This is a genomic window from Arthrobacter sp. UNC362MFTsu5.1, from assembly GCF_000685965.1.
GTDB lineage: Bacteria > Actinomycetota > Actinomycetes > Actinomycetales > Micrococcaceae > Arthrobacter.
Map to the genome: position 1 here is coordinate 1 of NZ_JMLE01000051.1, position 13,336 is coordinate 13,336.

General features: G+C 67.4%; 14 protein-coding genes. 6 read left to right on the forward strand and 8 right to left on the reverse strand.

Annotated features, from left to right (window positions below; translation table 11 throughout):
* Positions 1 to 57 precede the first annotated feature (57 nt).
* The 5 genes from BS38_RS0123580 to BS38_RS0123600 form a co-directional block, all read right to left on the reverse strand.
* The gene (locus BS38_RS0123580; protein ID WP_028272962.1) at positions 58 to 885 is read right to left on the reverse strand and encodes an alpha/beta fold hydrolase; all 828 of its coding nucleotides are present in this window, start codon (positions 883 to 885) and stop codon (positions 58 to 60) included.
* A gap of 4 nt (positions 886 to 889) precedes the next feature.
* Entirely contained in the window at positions 890 to 1,219 is a 330-nt protein-coding gene (locus BS38_RS0123585; RefSeq protein ID WP_028272963.1) for a biotin/lipoyl-containing protein, read from the reverse strand.
* A complete protein-coding gene (locus tag BS38_RS0123590) occupies positions 1,212 to 2,276 on the reverse strand; it encodes an alpha-ketoacid dehydrogenase subunit beta (RefSeq protein WP_028272964.1) in 1,065 nt (354 codons plus the stop codon). The genes BS38_RS0123585 and BS38_RS0123590 overlap by 8 nt, the downstream gene beginning before the upstream one ends.
* Positions 2,269 to 3,330 (reverse strand): thiamine pyrophosphate-dependent enzyme, encoded by a 1,062-nt coding sequence (locus tag BS38_RS0123595; protein WP_028272965.1) that lies wholly within the window; start codon positions 3,328 to 3,330, stop codon positions 2,269 to 2,271. The genes BS38_RS0123590 and BS38_RS0123595 overlap by 8 nt, the downstream gene beginning before the upstream one ends.
* A 207-nt stretch (positions 3,331 to 3,537) precedes the next feature.
* Complete coding sequence (locus BS38_RS0123600; RefSeq protein WP_043439922.1) at positions 3,538 to 4,938, reverse strand: amino acid permease; 1,401 nt, start codon at positions 4,936 to 4,938, stop codon at positions 3,538 to 3,540.
* 172 nt (positions 4,939 to 5,110) lie between these two features.
* Here BS38_RS0123600 and BS38_RS0123610 point away from each other — a divergent pair, with 172 nt between their 5' ends.
* The 6 genes from BS38_RS0123610 (at position 5,111) to BS38_RS0123635 (ending at position 11,548) form a co-directional block, all read left to right on the forward strand.
* Complete coding sequence (locus BS38_RS0123610) at positions 5,111 to 5,581, forward strand: Lrp/AsnC family transcriptional regulator (protein ID WP_028272968.1); 471 nt, start codon at positions 5,111 to 5,113, stop codon at positions 5,579 to 5,581.
* A gap of 143 nt (positions 5,582 to 5,724) precedes the next feature.
* A complete protein-coding gene (locus BS38_RS0123615) occupies positions 5,725 to 6,435 on the forward strand; it encodes an NUDIX hydrolase (protein ID WP_028272969.1) in 711 nt (236 codons plus the stop codon).
* The gene (nadA, locus tag BS38_RS0123620) at positions 6,432 to 7,745 is read left to right on the forward strand and encodes a quinolinate synthase NadA (RefSeq protein WP_028272970.1); all 1,314 of its coding nucleotides are present in this window, start codon (positions 6,432 to 6,434) and stop codon (positions 7,743 to 7,745) included. Before BS38_RS0123615 ends, nadA begins: the two co-directional genes overlap by 4 nt.
* Positions 7,742 to 9,469 (forward strand): L-aspartate oxidase, encoded by a 1,728-nt coding sequence (locus BS38_RS26315; RefSeq protein ID WP_043439924.1) that lies wholly within the window; start codon positions 7,742 to 7,744, stop codon positions 9,467 to 9,469. Before nadA ends, BS38_RS26315 begins: the two co-directional genes overlap by 4 nt.
* Positions 9,466 to 10,395: a carboxylating nicotinate-nucleotide diphosphorylase gene (gene nadC / locus BS38_RS0123630; RefSeq protein ID WP_028272971.1), complete on the forward strand. Its 930-nt coding sequence runs from the start codon at positions 9,466 to 9,468 to the stop codon at positions 10,393 to 10,395. The genes BS38_RS26315 and nadC overlap by 4 nt, the downstream gene beginning before the upstream one ends.
* Before the next feature lie 7 nt (positions 10,396 to 10,402).
* Complete coding sequence (locus tag BS38_RS0123635; protein WP_028272972.1) at positions 10,403 to 11,548, forward strand: cysteine desulfurase family protein; 1,146 nt, start codon at positions 10,403 to 10,405, stop codon at positions 11,546 to 11,548.
* A gap of 20 nt (positions 11,549 to 11,568) precedes the next feature.
* On the opposite strand, the gene BS38_RS0123640 is transcribed toward BS38_RS0123635, so the two are convergent.
* From BS38_RS0123640 to BS38_RS0123650, 3 genes are all read right to left on the reverse strand, one after another.
* Positions 11,569 to 12,075, reverse strand: coding sequence for a GtrA family protein (locus tag BS38_RS0123640; RefSeq protein WP_028272973.1), 507 nt, complete (start codon positions 12,073 to 12,075; stop codon positions 11,569 to 11,571).
* Between the two features lie 35 nt (positions 12,076 to 12,110).
* Entirely contained in the window at positions 12,111 to 12,950 is an 840-nt protein-coding gene (locus tag BS38_RS0123645; RefSeq protein WP_043439926.1) for a fumarylacetoacetate hydrolase family protein, read from the reverse strand.
* A 74-nt stretch (positions 12,951 to 13,024) separates the two neighbouring features.
* The coding region (locus tag BS38_RS0123650) for a DUF1684 domain-containing protein (protein ID WP_028272975.1) at positions 13,025 to 13,336 on the reverse strand (312 nt) is incomplete at its 5' end.

A 13,336-nucleotide genomic window follows, 5' to 3' on the forward strand; every position in this document is an offset into this window, starting at 1 on the left:
CCTGACAAGCACGACGGCGGGCGCGGACCACTTCGGCCCGCCTTTTTGTGCCAGGAACTAAACCCCCAGGAACTCCGTTGCAGCCTGCTTGAACGTCCTGCTGGTGATCACATTGCTGTGGTTGCGGCCGGGAATCAGCAGCTGCTCCACGAGCGCCCCTGATTTGGCGCCCAGTTCGGCGAGCTCGGGCATGGTCGCGGCGCGGTCGTCCTTCTCCCCGGCCACGAGCAGCATGGGCATGTGGGGAATGGCTTCGGCCGGGTCGAAGGGTTCCCCCTTGATCGCCTCCACGAGCGACAACAGCGCAAAGATGTTGTTGCTGGGCAGCCCCTGGGCCATCTTCAGCAGCCCCGCCGTGGACTCGTCCGCGATGGGCGTGCCGTCCGCCAGGTAGCGCTGTGCGGCCACCAGGTCAAAGGCTGCCAGCGGATCGGCAATGTTGGGGCCGCCGAGCACCAGGCGGTGAACGAGCTCCGGCTGCGTGGCGCCGAATTCCCAGGCGAGCCGGGACCCCAGGGAGTAGCCGACCACGTCGAGCCCGCTGGCGGGGTCGCCGTCCCGCAACGGGCGGACGCCGGCGTCGAACGCCACCTGCAGGAGGTCCGCGCGGATCCGGCTGGGGCTGTACGAGTCCATGTCTTCCGGCGCCCCGCTGCGGCCGTGGCCGGGCAGGTCAACGGTGATGACGCGGCGGCCGGCTTCCAGCAGGGCGGCCAGCCAGCCGGTGTCCTGCCAGTTGAGCTTGGTGGAGGAGGAGAATCCGTGCAGCAGCAGGACCGGGCGCAACCCGGCGTCGGCTTCCGGCTCGTGCACCTCCACGTAAAGCTGGGGGTCGGTGCCCTCCACGGTGTGGTGGTGCTGCTCGCCGGTGTGCCTGCCGCTCATGGTGTCAGTCCTCATCAAGTACGGCGCTCAGGCGGACCCGGCGCTTTGGTGCCTCTTCCTTCGGGACCGTGCCCACGATGCCGGCAGTGTTGTCCGGCACCTCAAACACAATCAGGGGCTCGCCGACATTGATCTTGTCACCGGGCCCGCCGTGGATACGCACCACTTTACCTGCCTGCGGACTGGGCAGTTCAACAGCGGATTTGGTGGTTTCCACTTCGACCAGCGGCTGGTTGCGCTCCACCTGGTCGCCCGGGGAAACCAGCCATTCCAGCACAGTTGCCTCGATCAGGCCCTCGCCGAGGTCGGGGAGCGGGAAGGTAATTTCAGCCACGTTTGTACTCCAATACTCGCTGGATGCCGAAGAGGATCCGGTCAATGTTCGGGATGTATTCATCTTCCAGATCGCCCGAGGGATACGGCACGTCGAAGCCGGTGACGCGCTCCACGGGGGCCTTGAGCGTGTCGAAGCAGGCCTGCGTGATGAGCTGGGCCACTTCGGCGCCAAGCCCGGAGGTGAGCGGCGCTTCATGGACGACGACGGCGCGCCGCGTCTTCCGTACGGACGCCGCCAGCGCGGCTTCATCGATGGGCTTCAGCCAGCGCAGGTCGAGGACCTCGATGTCGATCCCGTCCTCGGCGGCCAGTTCGGCCACCTGCAGGCAGCGCGCCACCATGGCGCCCCAGGCGACGAGCGTGAGGTGGCGGCCGGCACGCATGACCTTCGCGCCGGCGGGGGAACCGCCGGCGGGGGAGCCTGCCGGGTCCGCTGAGTCGAAGTCGACCTCGCCTTTTTGCCAGTAGCGGGACTTCGGTTCCATAAAGACCACCGGATCCGGCCGCTCGGCGGCGTACTTGAGCAGGTGGTATGCCTCGTGCGGATTCGACGGCGAGACCACCTTCAGGCCCGGCACGTGCGCGAAGAGCGCCTCGAGGCTTTCGCCGTGGTGTTCGGGGGCGCGGATGCCGCCGAAGCTGGGTACGCGCAGGGTGATGGGCATCGGCATGGTGCCGCGGCTGCGGTAGTTCATCCGGGCAATCTGGCAGACGATCTGGTTGATGGCCGGGTAGGCGAAGCCGTCGAACTGGACCTCCGGGATGGAATGGAAGCCGGCCATGGCCAGCCCCACGGACATGCCGAGGATGCCGGACTCGGCGAGCGGCGTGTCAAAGACCCTGCCGGTTCCGTACTTCGCCTGGAGGCCGTCCGTAACCCGGAACACGCCGCCGAGCCGGCCGCAGTCCTCACCGAAGACCAGCGCTTTCGGGTTCGCGGCGAGCACCTCGTCCAGGGCAAGGTTCAGTGCCTGTTGCATGGACAATTGTTCAACTCCGCGGCGTGGAGTTCCGTCAGCCATGGCGGCCCCGCTTTCAAGGATGGCATTAGACATGTTCGGACTCCTCGCGCCAGTTGGCGGCCTGGGCCTGCAGTGCCAGGGTGGTTTCCTGGAAAACCAGGTCGAACATTTCGCTGCCCGGGCGGGAGCCGAGCGCCTGGATCCCGGCACGGATGTGTTCCTCCTCGGCTTTGGCGGCGGCGAGTGCTTCGGCGAAGAAGGCTTCGTCGGCAACACCGTCGGCGAGCAGCCGCCTCCGGAACCGTTCCAGCGGGTCTTCGCCGGCGTCGTCGCGCTCTTCATTGAGCGACCGGTACCGGCCCGGGTCATCGGAAGTGGAGTGCGGGCCGCGGCGGTAGGTCATGGCCTCAATGAGCACCGGACCGTTGCCGGCACGCGCATGCGCGAAGGCGCGCCGCGTCGCTTCGACCACGGCAACGACGTCGTTCCCGTCGATCCTCAGTGCCGGCATGCCGTAGCCTGCGGCCCGGGCTGCGACGGAGCCGCCGGCTACCTGGCGTTCGGTGGGGACCGAGATGGCCCAGCCGTTGTTCTGGACGAAAAAGACGACCGGAGCCTTCATGACCGCCGCGAAGTTCATCGCCTCATGGATGTCGCCCTGGGACGACGCGCCGTCGCCGAAGTACGTCATGGCCACGCCGTCCTTCTGATCCAGCGTCTGGCCGTGGGCCCAGCCCACGGCGTGGAGCACCGACCCGCCCACCACGGCCTGGATGGGTGCGAGCCGGGACTGCAGCGGGTCATAGAGCCCGCCGTGCCACGTGGCCTTGTGCGTGGACATATAGGCCACCATGTCCACACCCATGGCCCTGGCCACACCCATTTCGCGGTAGGTGGGGAAGACAAAATCCCGGGTGGTGTCCACGGCGTAGCCGCTTCCCACCTGCGCGGCCTCCTGGCCCAGTTCCGGGGCGTAGCCGGGGATGATCCCCTGGCGCTGCCAGGCGATGGCCGAGGAGTCCAGGTGCCGGACTGCCACCATCAGCGAAAACAGCTCGCGAAGCTGCCCGGCGGTCAGGGGTTCGGAACGTGGTCCCGACAGTTGCCCGGCGTCGTTGCCGCTGAAAGGGGAAGGCAAGGTATCCATGGTTGTGACCCTAGTCACGGGCGAAAGGCCGGGCAATCAGTTCAGGATGCACTGACCAGATTGCGAAAAGCTGCCATGGCATGGGCCGTATCGCTTAGCAATTTGCTAAGTGAGCCTGGATTGCTGCACGCAGCCTCCCTGCGGCCATTCCCCAACTGGGTAGCAGCAGGTGTCGTTTTGAGCCCTCAAAACGACACCTGCTGCTACTTACTTGGGCGGAAGCCAACTGGCTTCGCTGCCCTGGCGGGACGCTGTGACCTTGGCGCCGATCTTGCAGGCCGCTGCAATCGCGGCGACCAGGATGATGGTGCTCACCAGCTGGCGGCTGCTCTCGGGGCTGCTGAAACCTACGGCGAAGATCAGGGCCAGCAGGACCAGCCCGAAGATCGTCAGGCCCGGGAAGCCCTTCATCCGGAGCGGAAGCTCGGTGCCCTCACGATCCGCCTTGCGGCGCAGGATCAGCTGGGAGACGAGGGCCGAGCCCCAGACCATCAGGCAGGTTGAGCCCACCAGCTGGAAGAGCGCCGGGAGGATCTGTTCCGGGAAGAGGAGTTCCAGCACGGCGGCGATGAAGCCGAAGGCCACGGAGACACCCACGGCAACCATCGGCACCCTGGCCTTGTTCAGCTTCGACAGGAAACGCGGGGCTTCCTCGCGCTGGGCCAGCGAATAGATCATGCGGGACGCGCCGTAGAGGTTCGCGTTGAGCGCGGACAGCAGTGCAACGACCGCCACCAGGGTAATGGCCGTGCCGGCTCCCGGAATCCGTGCGGCATCGAGGACGCCGGCGAACGGCGAGGCGAGGGATGCGGAGGTCGCGGGCAGGACGGCGGCAATGACAAAGACCGAGCCGATGTAGAACACCAGGATCCGCCACAGCACCGTACGGATCGCCTGGGCCACACTGTGGCGGGGGTTTTCGGTTTCGGCGGCGGCAACGCTGACGATCTCGGTGCCGCCGAAGGCGAATATCACCACGAACAGCGCAGTGGCAATTCCGCCGAGGCCGGCGGGGGCGAAGTTTCCGGTGATGTTACCCAGGCCCGGGCTCGGTGCGTCAGGCAGCAGGCCCAGCAGGAGCGCCGTGCCGATCCCCAGGAACATCAGGATTGCGGCCACCTTGAGGATGGCGAACCAGAACTCGAATTCGCCGAAGTTGTTCACGCCGGCCAGGTTGATGGCGGTGAAGAGGGCCATGAACACCAGAGAGAGCACCCAGACGGGAATCACCGGCCACACCGTAAAAAGGAGGCCCGCCGCGCCGAGGGCTTCGGCGGCGATGACCACCACCAGCTGCAGCCACCACAGCCACCCCACGGTTGCGCCGGCAGTCCTGCCCATGGCCTTTTCCGCGTACACCGAGAATGCTCCGCTGTTCGGGTTCGCGGCAGCCATTTCGCCCAACGCCCACATGACCAGGATGATCAGCGTGCCGGCCACGAGGTAGGAGATCAGGACGGCCGGCCCGGCGGCCTGGACGCCAGCGCCTGAGCCGAGGAACAGGCCCGCCCCGATGGCGCTGCCCAGCCCCATCATGGTCAGCTGGCGGGGCTTCATGCTGTGGCCGAGCGAAGTGGATGGGCGCTCTGCGGTGGACTTCATCGTCATGCTTGCGAACCTTCTTGTGGTCGGTGGTTGGTCCTTTTGGGACATATTGAATTTACCGTCCCGCGCAGGCCTCCTCGCACAGCTTCCGTGAGAGCATGGTGGCAGTTTGCAGGAGTATCGCCCGCTTGTGCGGCGATTTGTAAACTATTGGGCCGGGCTGAAAGGGAAATCAATGAATGTGGACGCAATGGACGCCAAAATTGTCCGATTCTTCACGGATTCGCCCAGGGCGTCGGTGCTGGAAGCCTCGCGCGTCCTGAAGATCTCCCGCGCCACTGTCCAGTCCCGGCTGGACCGGATGACGGCCGGAGGAGTCATCGGTTCGTGGGTGCCGCAGCCGGACCCCTCCCATTTCGGCTACCCGGTGGTGGCGTTCTGCTCGCTCACCATCAACCAGGACCTGGGGCACGATGCCGTGGTCGAAGCGCTGGCAGGGATTCCTGAACTGATCGAGATCCACACCGTTTCCGGCAGCTCGGACCTGATGGCTCGGATCGCGGCGCGGTCCAACCCCGACCTGCAGCGTGTCCTTGATGCCATGATCGCCACGAAGACCGTGCTGAGGTCCTCGTCCGTGATTGTCCTGAACACACACTTCCAGGGCCGGACGCTGCCGCTGCTCGAAGCGGCCGCCGCAATGTGACCTGAAGCATTTTGTGTAGGGGCCCGACAGTCGTACCATTAGTTCTAGTCATATTGACCATAACTAGCCGGGGTACCCGCGGACGGGTCACCGGACGAAGCCCAGAGGCACCGTCGCGTGCGAAGAAAGCGGGGTGAACCGCCGTGTATACAAGCTCCGCCAACGTTGCCGAGCGCCAGGCTGCACCGCCGTCGCTCGCCATTTCCACGGTGATCTTCGCCCTCCGTCCCAGCGAGAAATCCGGGCGGCCCACGCTGTGGCTCCCGCTGGTACGCCGCATCCGTGAGCCGTTCAAGGATCTGTGGGCACTGCCCGGAGGCCCGCTGACCCACGCTGAATCCCTTCAGGACGCGGCGTCGCGGAACCTGCGGGAAACCACCGGGCTGGCGCCGAACTACCTCGAACAGCTCTACGCCTTCGGCGGCCTGCACCGCTCGCCGTCCCAGCGTGTGGTGTCCATCGTGTACTGGGCGCTGGTCCAGCCGACGGAAGCCGCGCTCGCCGACGAATCGGAGAACGTCAAGTGGTTCCGGGCAGACCGCCTGGGAGATCTGGCCTTCGACCACAACGCGATCGTGGACTATGCCCTCGGGCGCCTGCGCAACAAGCTGGCCTACGGTTCGGTGGCCTACCACCTGCTGGGGGAGTACTTCACCCTGGCCCAGGTCCGGGAGGTCTACGAAGCCGTCCTTGACCGGGAGCTGGATCCCGCGAATTTCCGCCGCCAGCTCAAGTCCACGCCGGAAATCGAAGAAACCGGCGAATACCTGCAGGGCGGAAAACACCGCCCTCCCCGCCTCTACCGCTTTACCGGCCGCCCCGGCCTTGACCCAGATAACAGGAGCACACCATGAGCAGCGTCAACACGGCAATCCAGTTGATCACTCGCGAACAGGCCGCCAGCAGTGCCACAGGCATTGCAACAGCCGCCTCCACCTGCAGCCCGGCACTGGCCCGCGGGCCATGGGATTACGATCTCGCCGAGGCCCTCGCCGGTGTGCCCGCGTACGGCCCGGGTGCTTCCAGCTCGGACGTCGCCCCCGCGGCCACCCCGCGCCAGGGGCAGCTGCCCGAGGAATACAAGAAGGCCAGCGACGCCGAACTGGACACCCGCATCCGGGTGGCCAAGGCTGCCCTCGGGGACAAGGCCGTCATCCTCGGACACTTCTACCAGCGGGACGAGGTGATTGAGTACGCCGATTTCGTGGGCGACTCCTTCCAGCTGGCCAATGCCGCGCTGACCCGGCCGGACGCCGAGGCCATCATCTTCTGCGGCGTCCACTTCATGGCCGAAACCGCGGACATCCTGTCGAAGCCGGACCAGGCAGTCATCCTGCCGAACCTGGCAGCGGGCTGCTCGATGGCGGACATGGCGGACATCGACTCCGTGACTGACTGCTGGGAGCAGCTCGAAGAGCTCTACGGCACCGAACCCGACGCCGACGGCCGGGTTCCGGTCATCCCCGTCACCTACATGAACTCCTCCGCGGCGCTCAAGGGCTTCTGCGGGGACCACGGCGGCATCGTCTGCACGTCCTCCAACGCCGCCACCGTGCTCGAATGGGCCTTCCAGCGCGGCCAGCGGGTCCTGTTCTTCCCCGACCAGCACCTGGGCCGCAACACCGCCAAGGCCATGGGCGTGCCGATGGAGCAGATGCCCATGTGGAACCCGCGCAAGGACCTTGGCGGCAACGACGAACAGACCCTGCTGGATTCCCGCGTGATCCTCTGGCACGGCTTCTGCTCGGTGCACAAGCGCTTCAACGTGGGGCAGATCGAGAAGGCCCGCGCCGACTTCCCGGGCGTCAACGTGATTGTGCACCCGGAGTGCCCCATGGAGGTGGTGGACGCCGCCGATTCCGCCGGCTCCACCGACTTCATCCGGAAGGCCATTGCCGCCGCCACGGAACCCACCACGTTTGCGATCGGCACCGAGATCAACATGGTCAACCGGCTCGCCGCAGAATACCCGCAGCACACCATCTTCTGCCTGGACCCGGTCATTTGCCCCTGCTCCACCATGTACCGGATCCACCCGGGCTACCTGGCCTGGGTGCTGGAAGCGCTGGTCAACGGCGAAGTCCTCAACCGCATCACTGTGGATGATGACGTGGCCGCTCCGGCGCGCGTGGCCCTCGAGCGGATGCTGGCGGCGCGGCCGTGACCAGGCGGCTTGTGGTTGCCGGCAGCGGTATTGCCGGACTCTACGCGGCGCTTCTGGCGGCCGACGCCGACGACGGCTCCGCAGCGGAAGTGGTCCTGCTCAGCAAGGGGCAGCTGGAGCACAGCAACACCTTTTACGCCCAGGGCGGCGTGTCGGCCGTGCTGGAACCGGGCGAAGCCGCGCCCGGCGACTCCGTGGAGGCCCATATTGCCGACACGCTGGCAGCCGGGGCCGGCCTGAACAACCTGGAGGCCGTGCGGATCCTCTGCTCGGAGGCGGTGCGGGACATCGCCGGGCTGCGCCGGTACGGGGTCGCCTTCGATGCCGACGCGCAGGGCGACACCGCACTGGGACTGGAAGCTGCCCACTCGGCGCCGCGCATCCTGCACGCCGGAGGGGACGCCACCGGCGCCCGCATTGCCCGCGGACTGATCGCCGCGGTCCTGGAACGGGCGGTGTCCGGCCGGCTCCGGCTGGAAACAGGCGCATTCGTCACGGAACTGACGACGGCGGACGGCCGGGTCACCGGCGTGACCTACCTGCAGAACGGCGAACTCAAGCACCTGGCAGCCACTGGCGTGCTCCTCGCCACCGGCGGTGCCGGAAGGATTTTCGCACGCACCAGCAACCCCTCGGTAGCCACGGCCGACGGCCTGGCGCTGGCCTGGCGCGCAGGCGCCGCCGTGAGCGATCTCGAGTTCTTCCAGTTCCACCCCACCACCATGGCGATGACGGAGACGGCGGGCGGTCCGCCGCCGCTCCTCGTGTCCGAAGCCGTCCGCGGCGAGGGTGCGGTGCTTCTCGATGCCGACGGCCACCGCTTTATGCCGGACTATCACCCCGACGCCGAACTTGCACCGCGCGACGTCGTCTCCCGCAGCATCGCGCTGCACCTGGCCCGGACCGGGGCCCCGGCGGACAGCCCGGTGTTCCTGGACGCCCGGGGCATTGCTGCCGCCAAGGGCTCCGGCTTCCTGGCACGGCGGTTCCCCACGATCACCGCCGCCACGGCCGCGGCAGGATACGACTGGACGGCTGAACCGCTTCCGGTGTCTCCGGCAGCCCACTACTGGATGGGCGGTGTGGCCACGGACCTGGACGGACGGACCACCGTCCCGGGACTCTACGCAGCGGGTGAAGTGGCCTGCACCGGCGCTCAGGGCGCCAACCGGCTGGCCAGCAACTCGCTGCTCGAAGGGCTGGTTTTCGGGCGGCGTGCCGTGGAGGCCTTCCTTGGTGAGCCGTCGCACGACTCGCCTGGGGCGTCGTGCGACGCTGTTCCTCCGCGTGCTGTCTCGGCCGCTGGCGGCCTCACCTTGACGCACGCTTCCGGAACACCCTCGAACGACGGCGGACAGGTCGCCCTGGGTGCCGCTCCAAAAACGTCCCCGGTCAGCGTTCCCGAGGCTGATATGAAGTTTGTGCCTGATCCCGGGGCGTTTTCCCGGGACGCTCTGGGGCGGTTGATGACAGGTGCTGCTGGGGTGTTGCGGACGGGTCCTGAACTCGATGCCGCTGCCGCTCGGTTGGCCCGGTGGGCCGACTCCATCGGTGCCACCGAGCCCAGGGACCCGCGGGAGTTTGAAGACCGCAACCTGCTGCTGGCCGCCCGGCTGCTCGTGGAGGCCGCCCGGAACCGGACTGCCTCCGTGGGCGCCCACTACCGGGCGGATACGGATCCCGCGGCCGCCCCTTCACCTTCGATGCAAAGGATTTCCTCATGACCACCACCGCCCAGGAAATACCGGCCCGGACGGGCGTTGAGCTCACCGGCAGCCTCCCCGAAGCGGCCGTGCTGGGTGTGCTGCGCGCCGCGCTCGCCGAGGATGCCCCCTACGGTGACATCACCTCGCAGGTCCTGATTCCGGCGCAGGCACGCGCGACGGCGGTGCTGAACGCCCGTGTCCCGGGTGTCCTGAGCGGGGGAGCCGTGTTCGCTGCCGCCATGAAACTCACGGACCCGGACGCCGTCGTCGAACTGCTGGTGGCGGACGGCGAAAGGTTCGGCGCAGGTACGCCGCTGGCCAGGGTGACCGGCAACGCCCGGGCAGTCCTGCTGGCCGAGCGCGTGGGCCTGAACCTGGTCCAGAGGATGAGTGCGATCGCGACAAAAACGGCGGAATTCGTGGACCTTGTCCAGGGAACCAAGGCCCGGATCACCGACACCCGGAAAACGACGCCGGGCCTGCGCGTGCTGGAACGCTACGCAGTGCGCTGCGGCGGCGGAGCCAACCACCGCTTCAGCCTGTCCGATGCCGTGCTGGCCAAGGACAACCACCTCGCGGTCATCACGGGCGGGGACCCGGTTAAACTCACTGCAGTGCTGAAGTCCGCGAAGGCGCAGCTCGGCCACACCACGCACTTCGAGGTTGAAGTGGACCGGATGGAGCAGGTGGAGCCTGTGCTCGCCGCGGGAGTGGACACGATTATGCTGGACAACTTCACGCTGGAGGAACTGGCCGCCGGTGTGGCGCTTGTGGACGGCCGGGCCCGGGTGGAAGCCAGCGGCAACGTCAACCTCGGTACGGTGGCAGCAATCGCGGCCACCGGTGTGGACGTCATTTCCATCGGCGGCCTCACCCACAGTGTCATCGCCCTCGACCTGGGCCTCGACATTCAACTGACTGACGTTGAACTGACGGTGGGCTGAACCCGCCATGATCTTCCTGGACGCCGCAGCAACCACGCCGGTCCGCCGCGAAGTGCTGGAAGCCATGTGGCCCTACCTCACCGGCGACTTCGGAAACCCGTCGAGCCACCACTCGCTCGGTGAGTCCGCCGCCTCGGCGCTCGCCGGCGCCCGCACGGCCACGGCCCGGGCGCTGAACTGCCGGCCCGCGGAGATTACCTTCACCTCAGGCGGCACTGAGGCGGACAACCTGGCCGTCAAGGGAATTGCCCTGGCACGGCAGGCTGCGGACCCGGCGCTCAACCGCGTGGTGATCAGCGCCGTCGAACATCCCGCGGTGGAAGAATCGGCACGGTACCTGGAACGGTTCCACGGTTTCGCCGTGGACACCGTCCCGGTGGACGGCTTCGGGCAAGTGACACCCGATGCTCTCGCCGCTGTCCTCCGTCCGGAGACCGCGCTGGTCAGCGTGATGTACGCGAACAATGAAGTGGGAACGGTCCAGCCAATCCGTGAACTCGCCGCGCTGTGCCGTGAGAAGGGCATCCCGTTCCACACGGACGCTGTGCAGGCCGCGGGCTGGCTTCCACTGGATACGAAGTTCCTCGGTGTGGACGCCATGAGCATCTCCGGCCACAAGCTGGGTGCACCGAAGGGCAACGGGGCGCTGTTCGTGCGGAGCCGCACGCGGGTTGAACCGCTGCTCCATGGCGGCGGGCAGGAACGCGGCCGCCGCTCCGGGACCGAGAATGTGGCCGGCGCCGTGGCATTGGCCACCGCGCTGGCGCTGGTCCGCCCCGGTCGGGAACACGCAGAAGCCCTGCGGGACGACTTTATCCGCGAAGTCCTGGCCGGCGTGCCCGGCGCGCAGCTGACGGGACACCCGGCCGAGCGGCTGCCCTCGGTGGCTTCGTTCTGCTTCCCGGGGACCAGCGGCGAATCGGTGCTCCTTGAACTGGAACGGCAAGGCGTGGTGTGCTCCAGCGGGTCCGCCTGCGCGGCCGGATCCGATGCCGCCTCGCCGGTGCTGCTGGCGATGGGGATTCCGTCCGAGGTCGCCCAGACCGCCGTTCGCTTCAGCTTTGATGCCTCGGTGACGGCGGCGGAACTGCACGAAGCAGCCCTGGCCGTCCGGAACGCGGTGGAAAGCGTACAGACGCTGGGCATCCGCTAGCGGTGCCGTTGGAAGTGCCGTCAGCGGTGCCGTGCGCGGCGGAAGATCCAGTGCCGCAGCAGCGCAAAGCGCACTGCAGTGGCCGCGAAGCCGGACAATGTGGTGGTCCACAACTCATCGGACATGCTCGCGTCAGGATTGAACCAGTGCAGCACTCCGAGGCTGCCGCCGGTGAGAACCAGCGCAATCACGATGACCACCAGGCCGCTCAGGTGGTCCCTGCCGGCCTTGCTGCGTCCGGCAATTTTGAACGTGAGCCGCCGGTTAAGGGCAGTGTTCATCACCGAGGTGATGATCAGCGCCGCGGCGTTGGCCAGCTGCGGCCCCAGCCAGGGCCGGAGCAGTGCGTACAGGGCAAGCGAGGTCACCGTGCACACAATCCCCACACCGGTGAAACGGATGAGCTGCCGGACGGCGGGGAACCGCAGGATGCCACGGTAGTGCTTAGTGGCCGGCGGGCGCCGTGCTGGGGTGGTGGAACCGGACTGTTGCGTCAGCGGGACGGTGGCCGCGGCAGGTGATTCCATCGCTCAAGCCTGCCACACCGTGCCTGCGGATCCGGTCAGGCGGCGTCCCTGACCGGATTCGTCAGTTCGCCGATTCCTTCCACCCGGCAGGTGACGGTGTCACCGCGGTGCAGCTGCGCCGTTTCGGCAGGGAACCCGGTGAGGACAAGGTCGCCGGGATGGAGCGTCATGAAGGACGTCAGATAAACCAGGATTTCGTCCACGCCCCAGCCGAGGTCCGCGGAACTGGCAGCCCGTAGTTCGGTGCCGTTGTGCACAATCCCGATGGAAAGGGCCGCGCTGTCCAGGACGGGGTCCAGGCCTGTCACGATCCACGGTCCCACCGGCGTGAACGTGTCCTGGCTCTTGGCGCTGATCCACAGCTCGTCCGCTTTCTGCAGGTCCCTGGCAGTGACGTCGTTGCCGATGGTGAAGCCGAGGACGGCCTCCCGTGCCTTCTCCGGCGTCAACCCGCGTGCCTTGCGCCCGATGACGACGGTCAGCTCGGCCTCCGGGTCCACATGCCCCACTCCTGGCGCGAGTTCAATGGCATCGCCCGGTCCCACCACGCTGGTGGCCGCCTTGTGGAAGGCCTGCGGAGGAAGGTCCCGGCCCGCCCGGCCCGTGTTGTGCGCCATGCCCAGCACGTTGGCCGGAACACTGGGGGCCAGGAAGGTGAATGCGTCTTCGCCGACAGTGGAGCCGGGCTGCCAGCCTGCCCGCGGGGCGGCCGAAGCGTTCGCCAGTGACCCGGGGAAGGGGCTGTCGATAACAGTCCAGAGTTTGCCTGCTTCGCTGCCGAAGTCCGGAGCGTCATTGGCAACGAAGAAGTGTTCCAGCTCCGAGGCGGCGGAGTGGGGGCGGACGCGGGCAATGCGGCGTGTCGGTGCGGTCATCAAGACATCCTACGTCCCGCCGGGACGTGTTGGCGGAGTGTGTCGCCCGCCCGCCATTGTGGCGGGAGGCCCCGTCAGTACAGTTCGCCGACCGGGATCTCCACGGCCAGCCGGTTGGACGGGCCGGCCAGCGGGCAGGCCCAGGCCTCGTTGTAGGCGCAGGAAGGGTTGTAGGCGAAGTTGAAGTCCAGGATGAACTCGGCGTCCGGCCCTGATCCCAGCACGCCGTGGAAGGCGCCCTTGATCGTGTCCAGCAGGTAGCGTCCGGCGCCGTAGCTGCCGCCGGGCTGACCCGCCGTTGCATCCCGGAACGGCACGAAGATGCCGCCGCCGTAACCGTGCAGCTTCCAGACGGCCAGCTGGCCCATCTCGGGCAGGTCGAAGGT

Bases quoted from the DNA above. Each gene is read 5' to 3' on its own strand.
- BS38_RS0123635 (WP_028272972.1), top strand. From the start codon at position 10,403: ATGATCTTCCTGGACGCCGCAGCAACCACGCCGGTCCGCCGCGAAGTG.
- BS38_RS0123600 (WP_043439922.1), bottom strand. From the start codon at position 4,938: ATGACGATGAAGTCCACCGCAGAGCGCCCATCCACTTCGCTCGGCCAC.
- BS38_RS0123580 (WP_028272962.1), bottom strand. From the start codon at position 885: ATGAGCGGCAGGCACACCGGCGAGCAGCACCACCACACCGTGGAGGGC.
- BS38_RS0123645 (WP_043439926.1), bottom strand. From the start codon at position 12,950: ATGACCGCACCGACACGCCGCATTGCCCGCGTCCGCCCCCACTCCGCC.
- nadA (WP_028272970.1), top strand. From the start codon at position 6,432: ATGAGCAGCGTCAACACGGCAATCCAGTTGATCACTCGCGAACAGGCC.
- BS38_RS0123595 (WP_028272965.1), bottom strand. From the start codon at position 3,330: ATGGATACCTTGCCTTCCCCTTTCAGCGGCAACGACGCCGGGCAACTG.
- nadC (WP_028272971.1), top strand. From the start codon at position 9,466: ATGACCACCACCGCCCAGGAAATACCGGCCCGGACGGGCGTTGAGCTC.
- BS38_RS0123640 (WP_028272973.1), bottom strand. From the start codon at position 12,075: ATGGAATCACCTGCCGCGGCCACCGTCCCGCTGACGCAACAGTCCGGT.
- BS38_RS0123590 (WP_028272964.1), bottom strand. From the start codon at position 2,276: ATGTCTAATGCCATCCTTGAAAGCGGGGCCGCCATGGCTGACGGAACT.
- BS38_RS0123610 (WP_028272968.1), top strand. From the start codon at position 5,111: ATGAATGTGGACGCAATGGACGCCAAAATTGTCCGATTCTTCACGGAT.